The organism is Myxococcus sp. AM009 (genome assembly GCF_013372605.1).
GTDB classification, from domain to species: Bacteria; Myxococcota; Myxococcia; order Myxococcales; family Myxococcaceae; genus Myxococcus; species Myxococcus vastator.
The window spans coordinates 1-18,043 of sequence record NZ_JABXEP010000038.1 but is presented as its reverse complement, the minus strand read 5'-3'; the positions used below and the strand labels follow the sequence as shown (position 1 = coordinate 18,043).

Here is an 18,043-nt window from a genome sequence, read left to right as displayed (position 1 = left end):
AGCACGCATGGCATCCAGCGACACGCATCTGGCGTGGGACCCGAAGACGCTCAACCACACGGACAAGCCCGCTGGATTCGGGTGCCTCTGGCGGCACACGATAACGGACAACGGCGGGTGGAGCTCCCACCCGTGCAACCACATGTCCAATTGCTACAAGGTGTCCTTGAACGAGCGCGGCGCGCTCTACAACAAGGACCACCAGGCGATTGCCCGGCGGATGAAGCTCGTCCAGGAGGACTTCGGCCTGAGCGGCAAGGCGAAGAAGCGCATCTGGAAGCGCTTCCCCGTCAGTGACAGCTCGAAGCGGAAGCTGACCCTGTCGGACTTCTTCGACAGGGCGCGGCAGTCGCTCTACTGGCTGCGCCGGGGGCCGGAGGGCTGGCACATCGGGGTGAAGCACCTGGCCCCCGTGCCCAACCAGACGCTGAAGAAGGGGAACCGGCCTCAGTTCCAGCCGCGTCAGAACCCGACGCAGGGTGGGTATGGGGCTTTCTATCCCTACGAGCACAACTACCACCACCTCATCCCGGTCGGCGCCGTCGAGGAGTGGGTCATCGGCAAGGGTGAGTCGGGGAGTCCGGCGCGCTCCGACCTGGTGGTGAAGCTCATCCTCATCTCGCGCTGGAACATCCACAACGAGAAGAACATGGTCCTGCTGCCGCAGCAGGAGTTCGAGGCGCTCATCGTGGGACTGCCGGCCCACTGTCCGTGGGGTGTGCCCGCGCATGCGGCGTATCAGGCGTCGCTCAAGGACCAACTGCGGGACCTACGGGATGTCATCGACCGTGCCGTGATTGAGAAGCAGCACCCCAAGGAACTCAAGTCAGCTATTCTTGATGAGCTGAACGCTCTTTCGGAAGCGTTGCTTGAGCAAGTCAAAGTGATGAGGGCGGGCGTTCAACTCAGTGCTGTCGATGTATAGAGGCTTTGTATGAAATACTCCTATTTTACGTTCAAACATCCATACGACGCGCGTGCCGTCGAGATCGCCGACCTTCCAGATAAAGTCGAGCGTTACTTCTATCTTCGAGATGGTGTTCCCTCTGCGGCCTATGTGCCCCCATCGACCGAACTCAGCTTGAGTGAGGGCGCTGGTGATATGTTGACGGACTTTATCGATAATCCAGACCGCGTGCTCTATGTTTCACGGCGGGTGCAGGAGGTGTTTTCGAGTCGAGGACTTGTTGGTGGTGCGGTCGAGTTGTTGCCATTTGTGTTGCTGGATAAGCGTGGTCGTCGAGTTCAAGAATCGTATGCCATTGCAAATCCTCTGATGCGCGTGGGATGTGTTGATCTTGAGCGCTCTAAGTGTCGTTACCGCAGCGGCGCAGCGAATCAGATTGTGGAGATTAAATTGCTGCATGTCCGCGAGGATGCGATTCCAGAGCAGGCGCAACTCTTCCGGTTGGCAGAGTTGCCCAAGCTGATGGTCGTTCGGTCCGATTTGCTGGCGGCGATTCAGGAGGCAGGGCTTACTGGGTTGGCAGTTCATCCTGTCGGGATGGATATCCAGGTTTGAGCTGCCCATGTCATATTCCTATTGTACGCTGAGCCCCTTGTTGGACCCGCGCGCGGTTCAGATTGTCGAACTGCCCGACAAGGTCGAGCGCTATTTCTATCTCACGAAGGGCCGCCCTGTGGCGCCCCACCTGCCGCCGACCACCGAGTTCAGCCTCTATGAGCGCGCAGGCGACATGCTCACAGACTTCATCGGCAACCCGGACTGCGTCCTCTACGTTTCAGAGCGAGCGCAGCAGGTGCTGGCGGCTCGCGGCCTCGTCGGTGCGGCGGTGGAACTCTTGCCATTTGTGTTGCTCGACAAGCGCGGGCGCAAAATGAGGGAGCCCTACTTCATCGCGAACCCACTGCGCAGTGTCTCTTGCGTGGACCGCGAGCGTTCGAAGTACCGGTTGGATGGTCCAGATGAAATTGGCGACATCCGGATGCTGCATGTCCGTGATGACAGCATCCCCGGCGATGCGCAGTTGTTCCGGGTGGCGGAGTTCCCAGAGATGATGGTCCTGCGCTCCGACCTGCTGGAGGCCTTCCAGCAGGCAGGGCTCACCGGGCTCGCGGTTCACCCCACAGGTACGGAGATTCCGGGCTGAATCCCGGGCGCCCCATGGACTCGGTCCTCGACAACATCCTCTTCCTGGTGGGCCAGCGGATGCCCCGGCTCCAGTCGTCGGCGGCGAAGCCGGACGCGAAGCTGACGTTGGAGACCGCCGCGCTCTGGCGGCAGTATGGCTGCGGCCTCCTGCTCTCCGAATTGGATGAAGCAGGCTTCCGAGACGGCCTGGAGCAGGCGGCGACGCTCTACCTGAGCCTGCTCAAGCGCCGCGGCGCCTGCTCCGAGTTCGACCAGTACTACCTGGCCCGCAGCAAGGGCGACCCGCTCTTCGACGCCCTGGCCGCGGGCAACTGGGACCTGGCCCGGTCCATCGCCACGGCGATGACGCCGACCTGGATGCAGCGGATGGAGTCCGAGGAGGACTTCCACTACTTCGGCACCCTCATCGCCCTGGTGCTGGAGCAGCCCCACGTAGACGCGGAGCTCACCGCGTTCGAGCGGACCCTTCAAGGTGGAAGCTCCCACCGCTTCGACGTGGTGAAGGCCCTGTCCACGGCGGACGCCGACGCCTTCGACGCGGGCCTCCACGGCATGATTGAGGAGCAGGCCGCCTGGGTCGAGCGCCAGCAGCGCTCCGGCCTCTTCGACCCCTACCGCCACAAGACGGAGGCCTTCGTCTTCATCGAAGGCGTGGCGCTGGTCCAACTGGCCCGCCGCCTGGGTGTGCCAACCCAGGAGCGCTACCGCCTCATCCCCGCCGCGGCCCTGGAAGGCCCGTCCCATCCATGAGGCGCCCCGCTGCCGTCAGGCCTCGGCCGTTTCAGGAACGCCGCCCTTCGGCCCCCGCTTGAGCGCCAGCAGCGCCACGACACACAGCGCGGCGCCGGAGGCGCACACCCCGCTCCATCCCCAGTGCGTCCAGGCGAAGGTCCCCAGCCACGAGCCCGCGGCGCCGCCCGCGAAGTACGTCACCATGTAGAGCGTGTTCAGCCGGCTGCGGGCCTCCGGACGCAGCGAGTACACGCGCGTCTGGTTGGAAATCTGGTTCGCCTGGACACCCAGATCGAGCAGCACCACGCCCAGCGCCATGCCCCACAGCCAGCGCCCCAGGGGCCACATCACGACGAACGACAGCAGCAGCACGACGATGGCCCCGGCGTTGATGCGCCGGTCCCCGCGCTTGTCGGCGTAGCGGCCCACCAGCGGTGCCGCGGCTGCGCCCACCACGCCCACCACGCCGAAGAGCCCCGCCACCTGCGCGTCGTACTGTTGCGGCAGGCTCTGGAGGTACAGCGCCAGCGTGGACCAGAAGACGCTGAACGCGCCGAAGCTGAGCGCGCCCAGCACCGCGTGCAGCCGCAGCACGGGCTCGGTGCGCGCCAGGTGGATGAGCGAGCGCAACAGCCGCGGGTACGGCATGGAGGCCATGGGCGGCTGCGACGGCAGGGTGAAGCGAAGCACGCCGGCCAGCAGGAGCATCAGCCCCGCCGCAATCCAGAACATGGTGCGCCAGCCCAGGTGCGTCCCGACGAAGCCCGCCGCCGTCCGGGACAGGAGGATGCCCATGAGCACGCCGCTCATGACGGTGCCCACCACCCGGCCTCGCTGCGCCGCGGGGGCGAGATGCGCCGCGAAGGGGGCGAGGAGCTGGGGGGTGATGGTGGTGACGCCCACGAGGAAGCTCGTGGCCACCAGCCAGCGCAAGGTCGGCGCGAGCGCCACGCCCACGAGCGCCAGCGCCACCAGCATGTTCATGGTGACGATGACCCGCCGCCGCTCCAGGCTGTCGCCCAGCGGGACGATGAAGAACATGCCCACCGCGTAGCCCACCTGCGTCAGCATGGGCACCAGCCCCAGCGCGCTCCCTGAGACTCCCAGGTCCGCGCCGATGTCTCCCAGCAGCGGCTGGTTGTAATAGAGGTTCGCGACGGTCGCGCCCGCGGCGGCGGCCATGAGCCACACGAGCCCGCTGGTCAGGACGGTGTGGGGAGCTGCCGGAGGGGAATGCGTCGTCATGGAGGCAGGCGGACTCTCGCGCCGCGCCCGGCCGGGGTCCAGACCTGTGTAGGCTCCCGGAAATGACGGGTCCAGATTTCGCACACGGCGGCTTGCCCGTCATCGACATGGCGTCACTGTTTGACGCCTCCCGCGTCACCGAGCGAGCGCGCGTCGCGCGTGAAATCGAGCAGGCCTGTCGCGACAGCGGCTTCTTCTACGTGACGGGCCACGGCGTGTCCGGCGAGGTGCTCGCGCGGCTGGAGCGGGAGAGCCACCGCTTCTTCGCGCTGCCCCGGGCGGCGAAGGAGGCCATCGCCATGGCGCGGGGCGGCGTCGCGTGGCGCGGCTGGTTCCCGCTCGGGGGCGAGCTGACCTCGGGGCGCCCGGACCAGAAGGAGGGGCTCTACCTGGGCACGGAGCTCGGGAGCGAGCACCCGCGCGTGCAGGCCGGCTGGCCGCTGCACGGCGCCAACCTGTGGCCCGCGGAGGTGCCGGAGCTGCGCGCGGCGGTGCTCGACTACATGGACGCCTGCACGCGCGCCGCGCATGCGCTGATGGAGGGCGTGGCGCTGAGCCTGGGCCTGGACGCGGGCTACTTCCGCCAGCACTACACGGCCGACCCGACGGTGCTCTTCCGCATCTTCCATTACCCCGCGGAGGCCCAGCACCAGGAAGAGAACTGGGGCGTGGGCGAGCACACCGACTACGGCCTGCTCACGCTGCTGGCCCAGGACGACCACGGCGGGTTGCAGGTGAAGACGCCGCGCGGCTGGGTGGAGGCACCGCCGCTGCCTGGGACGCTGGTGTGCAACATCGGCGACATGCTCGACCGGATGACAGGCGGCGGGTACCGCTCCACGCCGCACCGGGTGAGGAACGTGAGTGGCAAGGACAGGCTGTCCTTCCCGCTCTTCTTCGACCCGGACTTCGCCGCCGAGGTCCACCCCCTGCCACGCGGCGCTGACGTGGACGAGGACCGCGCCCGCCGCTGGGACGGCGCCAGCGTCCACGCCTTCCAGGGGACCTACGGCGACTACCTGTTGGGCAAGGTGTCCAAGGTGTTTCCGGAGCTCGTGCGGCGGGTGCGGGAGCGCGCACCCACGGCGTTGACGGCGCCCAGGTCGCGTGCTTGAGAACGCTGCGCCGGATGACGCGCTTCAGCGCGTCCATGCCGCTCACCGACCAGGAGACAACACGATGATGACCGTCAGCGCGTTCAAGTGGGTTCCGCCGTTCGCACAGGGCCTGGTGCGGGACCTCCGGGTGCGGTGGGCGCTCGAAGAGGCGGGGCTGCCGTATCAGGTGAAGTTCATCGACAACAAGGTCCAGGCCTCGCCCGACTACCGCAAGCTCCAGCCGTTCGGCCAGGTGCCGGTGCTGGAGGAGGAGGGCCTGGTCCTCTTCGAGTCGGGCGCCATCGTGCTCCACATCGCCAACAAGTGTGAGGCGCTGCTGCCGGCGGACGCGGCGGGCAGGGCTCGCGCGGTGACGTGGCTCTTCGCGGCGCTCAACTCCATCGAAATCATGATTCAGCCGCTCGCCGAGGTGGACCTGTTCTTCGCCCAGGAGGAGTGGGCGAAGCTGCGCAGGCCGGGCGTCGTGGAAGCGCTGAAGGAGCGCCTGGGCGAGCTCGCGACGCAGCTGGGCGAGCGCGAGTACCTGGAGGACCGCTTCACCGCGGGGGACCTGATGATGGTGACGGTGCTCCGCATCCTCCGGCACACGGACGTGCTGGACGGCTTCCCCACGCTGAAGGCGTACAAGGAACGCTGTGAGGCCCGCCCCGCGTTCCAGCGCGCCCTGGCGGCCCAGATGGAGCCGTTCCAGCAGCCTCGCGGTTGAAGCGCCCGGACGCTGGCGGGCACGCACCCGCCAGCGCCGCGGCACGGCTCAGGAGCGGCGCTGCGCCTCGTCACGCGGCAGCAGGCGGCCACCCAGCATGGTGATGCGCTTGGCCGCGAGCCGCTCACGGGCCTCCGGCGTGATGTCCTGAGGCGTCCACTTCAGCTCCTGGTCGAACTCCACGTTCACCTCGGTGACGCCTTCCACCGTCAGCAATCGCTGCTCGATTTCCCGCATGAAGTAGGCGGCCATCATGCACATGGGCGAGGTGATGTGCATGCGCACCGTCACCTGGCCCTCCGTGCGCGTCACCGACTCAATCAGCCCCATCTCCCCGATGCCCAGCGGCACGCCCGTGGCGCAGCTGCACGGGTCGGGGATGTCCTGGATGCGCTCGCGCAGGGTCTGCTCATTCATACAGGCTCTCCTGGTAGCTGTACGGCGGGAGGTCGCCGCGCGCCGCCTTCAGCTTCGCGAACGCGTCGTTGGCGATGTTCTTCTTCACCGCCTCCACGTCCACGCCCGCGTAGCGCGCGTAGTTGCCGCCCAGAATCATCCGCTTCACGTCCGGCGTCACCTGCATGCCCGCCACCTGCACCAGCTCATCCGGGAGCTGGAAGTCATGCCAGAACTTGTGCAGCGCCGGGTGCGGGTGGCTGAACACCGTCCCGGAGCCCCACATGATTTTATCCGGGCCCGCCCACTTGAGCAGCGCCGCCAGGGACTCGGCGAACCAGCGCTCGCGCTTCACGATGAGCGCGCCCGTCACTTCCAGGTTCACATACACGTTGGGGAACAGCGACAACTGCATGCCCGTCTCGTCCAGGAAGGCCATGCCGCCGTGGACGATTTCGAAGTTCAAGTCAGGGAAGGCATCCGCCGCGCCGCCAATGTCATCCACCTTGTAGGGCTCCAGCGGCACCGCGCCCATGGGCAGGCCCTTGTGCACGGCGATGTTCTTGATGCCCAGCTTCTGCGCCCGCTCGAAGAGCGGGAAGGCGATGCTCGGGTCATCCATGCGCCAGCCCGTGTGGCGGAACTTGTCGCCCAGCCACGCCGCCGGGTAGAGCTTCAGGCCGCTGGGCTTGAGCGTCTCGTACTGCTGCTCCAAGTCATCCAGCGCCGCCGTGCCGCGCAGCGGGTCCACGCCCGCGTACACCAGGAAGCGGTGGGGGTAGTTGCGGTGAATCTCCAGCGTCTTCTCATAGGAGCACAGGCCGTCGTGGTACAGCGTCTGGAGCGGCAGCACGTGGTGCACCGCCAGGTCGACGCCGCTCTCCACGAAGAGCAGGTGCGCCAGCTCCTGCACGGACCAGTTCTTCAGGAAGCCTTCCGCCGTGGGGACGCGGTACGCCTCCCCGGACAGTCCGCTGTGCAGCCCCCAGATGAGCCCCGCGAGCGACTCGGCGTACTTGCCGGCGCGGTAGTTCGTGGGATGGAGGTTGTAGGCGTGTGTCACCGCATCGATGACGAAGTTGCCGTCAATCATCCGAGGACTCCTTTCACGGTTGGGCCGGGAGGACGCCCGGCGTCATTCGCTGCCACCAGAGGCACCCAGGAGCTGTCCCAGGCCCTGATGAATCGACTCCACGTCGAAGGGCTTCTCAATCTGGAGGTTGGGCACGCGCTCCAGGAACTGGCGGGCCCGCGTGGTGTACGAGCCGCCGGTGATGAAGATGAAGCGCTCCGCGATGCCGTCCCCGCGCTCACGGACGCGCTCGTAGACGTCCATGCCGGAGATGCCCGGCATCATCAGGTCGCAGAAGACGGCGTCGAAGGGCGCGCCCGACGTCAGCACCGCCAGCGCGTCCTCGCCGTTGTTCACCACCGTCACCCGGTGCTTCATGCCGATGATGCGCGCCAATGAGCGGCCCACGGCGGGCTCGTCGTCAATCACCAGCACCTGTCCCCGCCGCTCGGCGTGGGGCGCGGGCGCCACCGGCGCGACCTGGGGGGGGACGGCGTCCGGCGCCGTGGGCAGGGTGACGGTGAAGGTGGTGCCCCGGCCCAGCTCGCTGCGGACGGTGATGTCACCGCCCAGCTTGCGGATGAGGCTGTGGCAGATGGACAGCCCCAGCCCCGTGCCCTTGCCCACGGGCTTGGTGGTGAAGAAGGGGTCGAAGACGCGGGAGCGCACCGCGGGCGCCATGCCGCAGCCGGAGTCGCTCACGTCCACCAGCACGCTGCCCGGCGGCCCGGCGCGGACCCACACGGTGATGTGGTGCTCCTCGGCGTTGCCTTCGGGGATGGCCTGCGCCGCGTTCACCAGCAGGTTGAGGAACACCTGGCCCAGCCGCGAGCCGTCCGCGTGCACGCGCGGGACAGACTCGTACTTCTTGATGAGCCGCGCCCGGTGGCGCAGCTGGCTGGTGGCCATGTTGATGGAGAAGTCCAGCGGCTGCCGCACGTCCACCGCTTCGCGCCGCTCCTCGTCCTGACGGGAGATGAACTTCAAGTCCCGCACGATGTTGCGCACGCGCATGGCGCCTTCCTGCGCCTCCTTCAGCAGGGCCTCCGTGTCCTGCAGCGTCGCGGGCCACGCCACGCTGGCCGGGCCGCGCTCCCCGGCCCGCGTCAGCTCCGCGCCCAGGCGGTTCACGGACTCCAGGGCCGAGGCCAGGTTGGCCATGACGTAGGTCAGCGGGTTGTTGATTTCATGCCCCACGCCCGCCGCCAGCGTGCCGGCCAGCACCATGCGGTCGTTCTGCAGGAGCTGCGACTGGGCCTGCTTGCGCTCGGTGATGTCGCGCGCCATCACCACGACGGCCTCGTGCCCGTCGAACTCGATGGGGATGCCCACGCTCTCCGCGTCGTACCAGGTGCCGTCGCGCCGCAGGTAGCGGACCTCCCGCAGCGGGGCCAGCTCACCCTTCACGGCCGCGGTGTGCACGCGGTCCTTCACGAGCTCCAGGTCATCCGGATGGACGATGCTCCAGATGGGCTTGGCCATCAGCTCGGCCGGGTCGTCGTAGCCCAGGGCCCGCAGCAGCGTGGGGTTGGCGTAGATGAAGCGCCGCTGGGTGTGCACGAAGATGCCTTCGGGGGCCCGGTCGATGAGCCTGCGGAAGCTCTCCTCCGAGCGGTGCAGCGCCTCCTGCGTGCGCTTGCGCTCGGTGACGTCCTCGAACGCGAACAGCCGGTAGCGCATGGCGTCCCCCGCCACCGAGGAGGACGTGGACAGCCGGCGCAGGGTGCGTCCATCCGACAGCCTGGCTTCGTCCTCCAACAGGCCCGGCACGCAGCCCTGGTCCGGGGCCGCGCACAGGCGCAGGAACTCCGCCGCGTCGCCGGCCTTGAGGCAGTGTTCAATCACCTCGTCATGGGTCAGCTCGCCCCGGTGGATGGCGCCCTCCAGCGCGGTGATGCCCCACAGCTGGCAGAAGCGGTGGTTGACGTAGTGGACCCGGCGCGTGCGGATGTCGACCAGGTAGAGGCCGAAGGGCAGGTAGTCACTCTCCGGCCAGGGCGCGGGGGACGGCTCCGCGGCCTGCCTCACCGTGCAGTAGAGCGGCTCCGACTCCGACGCGGCGGTGATGCGCCAGGACAGAGATAGCCAGGACCCATCCGGCTGGCGCCAGCGGCAGGTGCATGAGGTGGGGCTCCCAGAACCCAGCTTCGCGAACAGGACGGCGGCGTCTTCGGTGGGAATGAAATCCTGCAAGGACATGCCGCGCAGCGACGTCAAAGACAGGCCCACCAGGTGGCCAAAGGCAGGATTGGCTTCGAGCAACACGCCATCACGGCCCAGGATGACGTAGGGCTCCGTGGACTGCTCGAAGAAGCGGTGGGCCCACTGCTCGGTCAACATGCTTCCCTTGGGTTGCCAGGGTGCAGCCAGCGCCGGCTTGAGGGGAAGGCCGGGTCATGGCATGCGAGGTGTTCGTAGATGCCTTTGCGCTTTCCAGGACATAGACACTATTTGTGGAAAAATTGCATGTCCTGATTTCATGGACGGCCCCGCTCATACTCGGAGTCAAGACACTGACGGGCAGCCTGCTCGGCGGGGGAGTGAGTACCCATGGTGGGGCGGACCCCACCCGGGACTGACGTCGCGAGGCCTCCGGTTCATTGCCCCTGGAGCAGGGGCACGCGCTTCCAGTGGGCTTCGATGCGGCGGCGGCTCTCTTCCGGCAGCGGGAGCTGCGCGTGGAGCGAGGACCAGGAGTCGAGCGACGCCTCCACCGCGGACTTCACCACGGGGAGCACGTCGGTGACGGGCAGCGCCAGCTTCCGGGCCAGCCGTTCGAAGCCGCCCAGGGAGATGTCCTCGAAGCGCTTGGACTTCGCGAAGTTGAGCGCGAGCGTGTCCGCCGGCATGTACTGGAGCGTGGACACCAAATCGTACGCGGGCGACAGCGTGGCGCGGGTGCCGTCCGGGTAGAGCAGGGACCAGTTCTTGTGGTGCGCGTCACCGTTGCCAATGACGGCGATGAACACCAGCCGCCGCAGGAACTCGTGCAGCGCGTCCAGGCCGGCGACCTTGTAGATGACGTTGGCGACCGTCTCGTAGTTGTACTTCTTGTACTTCTCGTCGGCGTACAGCCCCAGCACCTGCGTCAGGTCCTCCATGTGGACCCGGCGGCCGGGCTCGGGGCGGTCGAAGCGGCGCACGGCGTAGGCCACGTCCTCGCGCAGGGTGATGCCTTCGGGCAGGCCCTGGATGTCGGCCACGTTCAGCAGCGCCACCTCCGGCACGGTGATGCCGGCGGCGCGGGCCCACGTCATCATGGAGAACTCGTTCTCCGGGACGCGGTCGTAGCGGTTGTCCGGCAGCTTCACAATCCAGTTGCCGCCGCGTCCGCCCGCCGGGAGCGTCATCGCCTTGTCCCGGCGCAGCATGGAGAACTTGAGCTGCACGCCCGCCAGCGAGAAGCGCAGCGGCTCCTGCTCCTGCGGCGCGTGGGGCGTCTGGGGCTCTTCCAGGGGCTCCAGGCCGCTGAGTGACAGCACGCTGGCGGGCCGCACGACGATGGCGCCGGGCAGGTCCTCGCCCAGCCGCGCGATGAGGAAGAACTCACGCTGGCGGGCCACCTGCTCGCGCTCCGCGATGAGCTCGCGCAGCGTGCCCTCCGGGAGCAGGTTGGAGAAGAACGAAGGCAGGCGCAGGCGGCTGACGTGCCGGCGCGTGAGGTCGTCCTCGAAAATCTGCCCCAGCACCGGGCGTGGGTAGCGCTGGCGGTACTCCTCCGTGATGACGAACTCGATGCGCTCGTCCTCCAGCAGCGTCAGCGTGCCGACGTGGACGTCGCCCAGGTGGACGTCGAGGATTCCGGCCGTGGTGCGGGTGGGCTCCAAGTCAGTCCTCCTCCTCGACGACCAGCGATTGGAGGGACGGACGGTCCGACTCCTCGTGGCGGGTGCGGGCCCGCAGGAACTCGATGATGTGTCTATCGATGAGCTCCATGCGCTGCATGAGGAATTCGAGCGTGCCGCCCTCGCGCAGCGTGTCGCGCATGGCGGGCGTCACCGCCTGGCTCTGGAGGACCTCGGGCGGCGGCGCGGGCTCGCCGCGCAGCACGTCCAGCAGGGGCTGGCCGGGGAGGGGCGGGTGCAGCAGGTAGTTGGCGGGGGTGAAGAGGAAGGAGCGGTACAGCGCGGGGTCCAGCTTCAGCTCGGCGTCCGGCTCCTGCACGGTGAGGGACTTGAGCACGGGGCTGAGGCTGGCGGGGTCGGTGTCGCTGAAGAGCTGGGATGGCTCCAGCAGGGCGCCGGTGCGCAGGTGCCGCGGCTGGAGCGCGTACAAGGCATTGAGGGCCATGCCCCGCGAGCGCAGCGCCAGGCCAAACGTCGCGGGTTGCGCGTGTTGGGCCAGCCATTCGTCGGACAGGGGCCGCACCTGCGCCAGCAGGGACTGGACGGACTGCTCCTCGTCGGGGCCGATGGCGGCCAGCAGCTCCTGCGGCGAAAGGGCCCGGCTGTCGAGGAAGCTGTCCACCAGGCTGCCGCGCCAGAACCCGCGCGCGAGCAAATCCCGCGTGCGCGGTGACGGCTCCGGGTGCAGGTGGAAGAAGCGCGCGAGCAGCACGAAGTAGAGCGGGTTCGTCAGCAGGCGCCCGTGCGGGATTCCCGCGTCGCGCTTGAGGAAGATGATGACGCTGCGCAGGGCCGCTTCCGTCTGGAGCAGCGTCTGGGTGAGGTCGTCCTCCTCGCGCAGCTGCTTCTGGAAGTCCTGGGTGAAGTCCAGGCCGCGCACCGCGAGCACGGCCTTGAGCAGCAGGGACTCATCGATGCGGCCGAAGCCCAGCTCCAGCAGGCTGGTGGCCAGCGCCTTGAGGTTCGGCAGCCGCGAGCCCGCGGCGCCGCCATAGAGCGCGTTGAAGACCTCGTCGTCGGTGAGCGGCTTTCCGGAGGTGTTGAGCCGCTTGAAGATGATGCGCAGCGTCTTCTCCTCCGCGGCTTCGACGACGTACGCGGGCATCTGGTACTCGCGCGCCGCCTTGCCCAGGCGGATGGCCGCGCGCACGTGCTCCGGGTTCTTCTCGCGCCCCGGGTAGCGGTCCAGCCAGCCCAGCAGCTGCTCGCTGTCGAGCACCCGGTTGAGCGGCAGCCAGTGCAAAGGCGTCGGCTCGCCGTGCGCGGGCTGGACGATTTCCTGCGTGTCCAGGTCGAAGAAGAGCGTGAAGCCGTCCCGCGCGGCGAGCTCCTGCTCTGGGTGGAGGAGCACCGCGGCCAGCGCGGTGATGCGCTGCTGTCCATCCACCACCCACAGCGCCTGGCTGTGGGACGGCGCGTCAATGCGCACCGGGCCGAAGCTCACGCTGGCGGCGGGGGCCTCGCGCTTCCAGAAGAGCAGCGTGCCGATGGGATAGCCGCGGTACACGCTGTCGAGCAAATCCCGCACATCGCCGGCCTCCCAGCGCAGGGGCCGCTGGAAGTGGGGCAGGCGCACCTCACCTCGCCGGACGCGGTCCAGCAGGTCCTCGATGCTGAATGCCGTCGCCTGGGGCCGCCGCGTCAGGGTGGATTGCATGCGCTTGCCTCTGTCCGGCCTGTAACACGCCCCGCACGGGATGCCCGCCTTCCGGTGGAGGCCCCCGGGAATCGCCCGATTTGGACAGTGAGGGTGGAATCGTCTGTCTTCACGGGGTGTGAATGTCAGATTATGGGCTCGGAGGGGGAGCGTGCTTGACGGGCGCCCGCCCGCCCTTCAACATGCCGTCCACGTTTCCTCTTCGGAGTGAGACGCGGCGGCGGTGATTGCCTCCCCCAAAAGCGACACCGCCGTGGAAGTCCCAGTTGAGCCCCGCGCGCCGCGTTCCCCCTCTCGGCGCGCGGTGGCCCCTGGGATTCCCGCTTCGCTCCTCGGTTCCCTGCCTGGATGACGCACGGGCGTTGGCTGCTTCCGGGCGGTGGTGACGCTCATCGTCGCTTGCGAGCCCCAGGGCCTCGGCGGAGAGTGGGCGCCTCCCCTGGAGGACCCTTGCCCGTCGCCACCTTCATCCTGCCCGCTTCCCTCGCGCTCCAGCTGCTTTCGGGAGCCGCACCCGCCGCGAAGTCGGCGCCCAAGGCCGCCCCGGCGAGGCCCGCCGCCACCGCGAAGCGCGCCGCGCCCGTGTATGCGCAGGCGACCGCGGAGAAGCTCATCGGCCCCGCGCTCACGGATGGCCATGCCTATGCGCGGCTCGCCGAGCTGACGGATGGCATTGGCCCGCGTCTGTCGGGCTCGCCAGGCGCCGAGGCCGCCGTGCAGTGGGCGCTGCGGTCCTTCAAGGCAGACGGCGTGAAGGCGTGGCTGGAGCCGGTGAAGGTGCCGCACTGGGTGCGAGGCGAGGCGTCTGGCGAGGTGCTGGCCTCCGAGCGCACGCGGGGGCACCCCCTGGCGCTGCTGGCCCTGGGCGGCAGTCCGCCCACCGCGCCCGAGGGCCTCACCGCCGAGGTGGTGGAGGTGACGTCGCTGGAGCAGTTGGAGTCGCTGGGCGCGGCGGTGAAGGGGAAGTTCGTCTTCTTCAACCACACCATGGCGGTGGCCGCGGACTACGGGCGCTTCGCGGGGCTGCGCTCACGAGGCCCCGCCGCCGCCGCGAAGCACGGAGCGGTGGGCGCGCTGGTGCGCTCGCTGGCCACGGCGTCGCTGCGCACGCCGCACACGGGGGCGACGAACTTTCCCAGTGAGGGGCCGCGCATCCCGGCGGCGTCGGTGGCCACGGAGGACGCGGACCTGCTCCACCGGTTGCTGGCGGGCGGCCCGGTGCGCGTGAAGCTGATGCTGGGCAGCTCCGAGCTGCCGGACGCGGATTCCTTCAACGTCGTGGCGGAGATTCGCGGCCGGGAGAAGCCGCGGGAAATCGTGCTCATCGGCGCGCACCTGGATTCGTGGGACGTGGGCACGGGCGCGCATGACGACGGCGCGGGCGTGGTGATGGTGATGGAGGCCGCGCGCCTCATCGCGAAGCTGCCGCAGGCACCCCGGCGCACGGTGCGGGTGGTGCTCTTCATGAACGAGGAGAACGGCCTGCGCGGTGGGCGGGCCTACGCGGAGGCGCACGCCGCGGAGCTGCCCCGGCACGTGGGCGCGCTGGAGATGGACGCGGGCGGCGGGCGGCCCGTGAGCATCAGCGTGCGCTCGGGCGAGGGCGGACAGGAGTTGCTGCGCCCGTGGCTGCCGCCGCTGACGGCGCTGGGCGTGACGCAGTTCTCCGCGCGTGAGGCGGGTGGGGCGGACATCAGCCCGCTGCTGCCCGCGCGCGTGCCCTTCTTCGGCGTGGAGGTGGACAGCAGCCGCTACTTCGACGTGCACCACACGGAGGCGGACACGCTGGACAAGGTGGATCCGCAGGACCTGGCGCGCAGCACCGCCGCCGTGGCGTGGATGACGTACGCGCTGGCGGAGATGCCCGGCACGCTCACGCGCCCTGAAGCGCCGGCGCCGCGTGGGCCCGCGCCGGTGCCTGTGCAGCAGTCGAAGAGCGCGGGGCACTGAGGGGACTGCCGGTGCGCCCCTCGGATTGCCGAGGGGCGCTGTGGGTGCCGTGCGGGCTTGCGTTGCGCGACGGGGCGTGGCTTTCGGTGTGTTGGCCCGAAGGTGCCTTCCGAGGCGTCGGCGGGCTTGTGTCGCGCTGGCGGCGGTCGACGCCATGGGGAGTGTCTGCTGCCTCTTCTCGTGGTGTATGTCTTGCTTTGCCTGTGCCCGCTCAATGTAGGTCGGAGGTCATTCATGACGAAGCAAGGCAAGCGTGTTCCGGGGCTGAAGTGGGTCATCGCCGCGTTCGTCCTGGCGGGCTGTCGCGGCGCCGAGGGCGAGGTGCCCACGTCGACCGAGTCCAGGCTGTCGTTGAAGGAGGGACAGGTGCTGGGCCCAGCGTGTACCGGGGAGCAGAAGCAATGTCCCGAGGGGCTCACCTGCGCCTCGTTCAACCTGGGCTCCAGCCCTGAAGTCCGCTGCGTCCAGTCCCCGGAAATCTGTGACCTGTTCAAGTGCAGCAGCGGCGAGTGCGTGGTGCTGGAGAGTTACCCCATCCAGGTTCGTTGCAGCGGCTCCTGAGTCGCGCGCTACGCGCCGAAGGCCGGGTGCTCCTCGAGCCCGGTGAGCGCCCGCTGTCCGGCGGCGAGGTACTCCGGCCGCCCCTGCGTCTGGCCGAAGGCGATGTCGGCCACCGCGCGGCAGGCGGCGAACCACCGTGCCCGCGTGAGGACGGCGGGGCTGACCGCGGCATACGTCTCCAGCGCGGAGGTCAGCATGGGCGCCCCGCCCCAGTGGAGCAGGCCGGCCAAATCCCTCGCGGGGTCTCCGACGCACGCATCACTCCAGTCAATGACTCCCGTGGGAGCACCCCGGGCATCGACCAGGACATGCTCCGCGGCGAAGTCGCCGTGGACCAGCCGGGGCGCGCCGCGTCCCTCCGTGGGACGCACCCTGAGCCGCTGCTCCCAGTCCGCCGCCCGGCTCGGGTCCACATGGCCGTGTTCGACGGCGAGGCGCAGGTCGTCCACGGCGGCGGCTGACCATTCCTCGAGCTCCACGTCGTCGTCTCCCGGTACCCCGAGCGCGTCGGCTTCGGCGGGGTCGAGCGCGTGGAGCGTCCCCAGGAAGGCGCCGAGCCCGCGGCCGAGGCCCGACAGGTCGAGCCGCCCAGGCTCGACGAGGAGCGCGGGCGTCCCGGGGAGCTTCTCGTAGCCCGCGAAGTCGGCGGCGGGGTGCGCGAGGAAACGGTAGACGGGGACCGGCAGGGGAAGGCGGGGCCCGAGCCACGCCGTCAGGCGCGCCTCCCACGTCAGGTGCTCGGCGGCTTCGTCGCTCTTGGGAAAGCGGAAGACATAGCGTCCCTCCACCTCGAAGGCCTGGTGGTCCAGGCCCTCGCCCATGCGGACGACCCGGGCCGTCGCGAGCGAGGGAAACCGCGCGTGGATGCGCTCGGCGGCCTCCGCGTCCGTGAGCGTGGGGGGCTGTTGCATGCCGTGACTCTACTGCTCCGGGACGCGGGCACGTGGCTCGATGCGCCGGTGCCTCCGGCGCAGGTGCTGCTCCGGAAGGAACAGCGTCACCAGCAGCGCCGCCAGGGCGATGAACAGGGTGACGCGGTACACGGCGGAGACGCCGCGCGTGAACGCCACCTTCAGCGCCTGGTCCGCCGCGTCCACCGCCGCCAGCGCCTGCCGCTCCTCCGCGTCCACCTTCGCCCGGGCCTCGGGGGCGACGGCGGCCCGCCGCTGGGCAGCGAGCTCCGCGCGCACCCGCGCCTTCACCTCGTCCGCGCGGAACACCTGCCCGGTGGGGCCGCCTTCGCCAGTGACGTCAGGCGCGGCGCGCGTCACCTCGGCCTTCACGGCGTCCGGGAGCGCCGAGGTCGCCTGCGCCATGCGCGCCTCCAGCTCCGAGGACAGCGTGGACGCGAACACCGTCCCCAGCAGCGCCACGCCCAGCGTCATGCCCAGCTGCCGGAAGAACGTGGCCGCCGCCGTGCCCACGCCAATCTGGTCCGGCGGCACCGCGTTCTGGATGGCCATCGTGTAGAGCGGAATCGAAGGCCCCAGGCCCAGGCCCACCAGCACCATCTTCGCCGTCACCTCCGCCTGGGTGGAGTCCGGCGTCAGCGTGAAGGCCATGATGGCGAAGCCCGCCATCAGCAGCACCAGCGAGCCCAGCAGCAGCGCCTTGTAGCGGCCCACCCGGGACACGAGCTGCCCGCTCAGCACGTTCCCCGCCACCACGCCCAGCGTCAGCGGCATGATGGTGAGCCCCGCGCGCGTCGCCGACAGCCCCACCACGTTCACCATGAACAGCGGCAGGAAGACGACGCCCGACAGGAACGCCCCGCCGACGATGAACACCGCCGCGTTGCCCGCGCTGAAGGCCCGCAGGCGGAACAGCTTCAAGTCGAGCAGGGGCTCGGGCGCGCGCCGCTCCGCCCAGAGGAAGGCCACCAGCCCCGCCGCCGACAGCGCGAACAGGCCCAGGATGCGCCACGACGTCCAGGCCCAGTCGCCGCCGTCTTGCTGCCCCAGGCTGAGCGCCAGCAGCAGCGGCACCAGCGCCACCGCGAGCGCCAGCGCCCCCGTCACGTCCAGCCCGCCCCGGGCCTCACGGTGAGGCTTCAGCGGTGGCATGCGCGCCAGCACCAGCGCCAGCGCCACCGCGCCCACGGGCAGGTTGATGAAGAACACCCAGTGCCAGCCCAGGTGGTCGGTGATGAACCCACCGGCCAGCGGCCCCACCACGCTGGACAGGCCGAACATGGCGCCGAAGAGGCCCTGGTACTTGCCGCGCTCACGGGGTTCGAAGAGGTCGGCCACCACCGCCAGCGCGGCGGTGAACAGCGCCGCGCTGCCCAGCCCCTGCACGGCGCGGAAGAGGATGAGCGCCACCGTGGTGCGCGCCACCCCGCACAGGAAGCTGCCCGCCAGGAAGATGAGGATGCCCGCGGCCAACACCGCGCGCCGGCCCAGCAGGTCCGACAGCTTGCCCCACACGGGGACCATCATCGTCGACGCGACGAAGTACGACGTGGTGAGCCATGGGTAGAGCGAGGCGGGGATTCGCAGGTCCGCCTGGATGGCCGGCCCCGCGGTGGCGACAATCGTCTGGTCCAGCGCGGCGAGCAGCAGCCCCAGCACCGCGCCCAGCAAGGTGAAGACCTTCTGGGAGCGCGTGAACGCCGGGAAGACGGACGGCGCGGCGGCGGGGGTGGAGGC

At 69.3% G+C, this 18,043-nt stretch carries 16 protein-coding genes; 8 read left to right on the top strand and 8 right to left on the bottom strand.

Annotated features, from left to right (window positions below; genetic code table 11):
- The first annotated feature begins 7 nt into the window (after nucleotides 1-7).
- Genes HV824_RS12250 through HV824_RS12235 form a run of 4 tightly spaced genes read left to right on the top strand, consistent with a single transcriptional unit; the run spans nucleotide 8 to nucleotide 2,863 of the window.
- Nucleotides 8-925 (top strand): hypothetical protein, encoded by a 918-nt coding sequence (locus tag HV824_RS12250; RefSeq protein WP_176419416.1) that lies wholly within the window; start codon nucleotides 8-10, stop codon nucleotides 923-925.
- Nucleotides 926-934: 9 nt separating this feature from the next.
- A complete protein-coding gene (locus HV824_RS12245) occupies nucleotides 935-1,522 on the top strand; it encodes a DUF1629 domain-containing protein (protein WP_176419417.1) in 588 nt (195 codons plus the stop codon).
- Between the two features lie 7 nt (nucleotides 1,523-1,529).
- A complete protein-coding gene (locus tag HV824_RS12240; protein WP_176419418.1) occupies nucleotides 1,530-2,111 on the top strand; it encodes a DUF1629 domain-containing protein in 582 nt (193 codons plus the stop codon).
- A gap of 14 nt (nucleotides 2,112-2,125) precedes the next feature.
- On the top strand, nucleotides 2,126-2,863 hold the full coding sequence (locus HV824_RS12235; protein ID WP_176419419.1) for an Imm49 family immunity protein: 738 nt from the start codon (nucleotides 2,126-2,128) through the stop codon (nucleotides 2,861-2,863).
- Nucleotides 2,864-2,878: 15 nt separating this feature from the next.
- Here the strand turns inward: HV824_RS12235 and HV824_RS12230 are convergent, their stop codons facing one another.
- Nucleotides 2,879-4,090: an MFS transporter gene (locus HV824_RS12230; RefSeq protein ID WP_176419420.1), complete on the bottom strand. Its 1,212-nt coding sequence runs from the start codon at nucleotides 4,088-4,090 to the stop codon at nucleotides 2,879-2,881.
- Nucleotides 4,091-4,152: 62 nt separating this feature from the next.
- Between HV824_RS12230 and HV824_RS12225 the strand changes: the two genes are divergently transcribed.
- Together HV824_RS12225 and HV824_RS12220 are read left to right on the top strand one after the other, a co-directional pair.
- Entirely contained in the window at nucleotides 4,153-5,205 is a 1,053-nt protein-coding gene (locus tag HV824_RS12225; RefSeq protein WP_176419421.1) for an isopenicillin N synthase family oxygenase, read from the top strand.
- A gap of 64 nt (nucleotides 5,206-5,269) precedes the next feature.
- Nucleotides 5,270-5,914: a glutathione S-transferase family protein gene (locus tag HV824_RS12220; protein WP_176419422.1), complete on the top strand. Its 645-nt coding sequence runs from the start codon at nucleotides 5,270-5,272 to the stop codon at nucleotides 5,912-5,914.
- A gap of 48 nt (nucleotides 5,915-5,962) precedes the next feature.
- Here HV824_RS12220 and HV824_RS12215 read toward each other — a convergent pair whose 3' ends face one another.
- The 5 genes from HV824_RS12215 to HV824_RS12195 form a co-directional block, all read right to left on the bottom strand.
- Nucleotides 5,963-6,331 (bottom strand): metal-sulfur cluster assembly factor, encoded by a 369-nt coding sequence (locus HV824_RS12215; RefSeq protein WP_176419423.1) that lies wholly within the window; start codon nucleotides 6,329-6,331, stop codon nucleotides 5,963-5,965.
- Nucleotides 6,324-7,403, bottom strand: a complete 1,080-nt coding sequence (locus HV824_RS12210) for an amidohydrolase family protein (protein WP_176419424.1) — start codon at nucleotides 7,401-7,403, stop codon at nucleotides 6,324-6,326. The genes HV824_RS12215 and HV824_RS12210 overlap by 8 nt, the downstream gene beginning before the upstream one ends.
- A 42-nt stretch (nucleotides 7,404-7,445) precedes the next feature.
- Nucleotides 7,446-9,722 (bottom strand): PAS domain S-box protein, encoded by a 2,277-nt coding sequence (locus HV824_RS12205; protein ID WP_176423339.1) that lies wholly within the window; start codon nucleotides 9,720-9,722, stop codon nucleotides 7,446-7,448.
- A 257-nt stretch (nucleotides 9,723-9,979) separates the two neighbouring features.
- Nucleotides 9,980-11,209, bottom strand: a complete 1,230-nt coding sequence (locus tag HV824_RS12200) for a type II toxin-antitoxin system HipA family toxin (protein ID WP_176423338.1) — start codon at nucleotides 11,207-11,209, stop codon at nucleotides 9,980-9,982.
- A gap of 1 nt (nucleotide 11,210) precedes the next feature.
- Complete coding sequence (locus HV824_RS12195; protein WP_176419427.1) at nucleotides 11,211-12,884, bottom strand: DUF262 domain-containing protein; 1,674 nt, start codon at nucleotides 12,882-12,884, stop codon at nucleotides 11,211-11,213.
- Between the two features lie 450 nt (nucleotides 12,885-13,334).
- On the opposite strand from HV824_RS12195, the gene HV824_RS12190 reads away from it, so the two are divergent.
- Nucleotides 13,335-14,834 carry a M20/M25/M40 family metallo-hydrolase gene (locus tag HV824_RS12190; protein ID WP_176419428.1) on the top strand — a complete coding sequence of 500 codons (1,500 nt, stop codon included), beginning with the start codon at nucleotides 13,335-13,337 and terminating at the stop codon, nucleotides 14,832-14,834.
- 234 nt (nucleotides 14,835-15,068) lie between these two features.
- Nucleotides 15,069-15,395, top strand: coding sequence for a hypothetical protein (locus HV824_RS12185; protein WP_176419429.1), 327 nt, complete (start codon nucleotides 15,069-15,071; stop codon nucleotides 15,393-15,395).
- An 8-nt stretch (nucleotides 15,396-15,403) separates the two neighbouring features.
- Here the strand turns inward: HV824_RS12185 and HV824_RS12180 are convergent, their stop codons facing one another.
- Both HV824_RS12180 and HV824_RS12175 read right to left on the bottom strand, forming a co-directional pair.
- Nucleotides 15,404-16,306 (bottom strand): phosphotransferase family protein, encoded by a 903-nt coding sequence (locus HV824_RS12180; RefSeq protein ID WP_176419430.1) that lies wholly within the window; start codon nucleotides 16,304-16,306, stop codon nucleotides 15,404-15,406.
- Nucleotides 16,307-16,315: 9 nt separating this feature from the next.
- The coding region (locus HV824_RS12175; protein WP_255207980.1) for an MDR family MFS transporter at nucleotides 16,316-18,043 on the bottom strand (1,728 nt) is incomplete at its 5' end.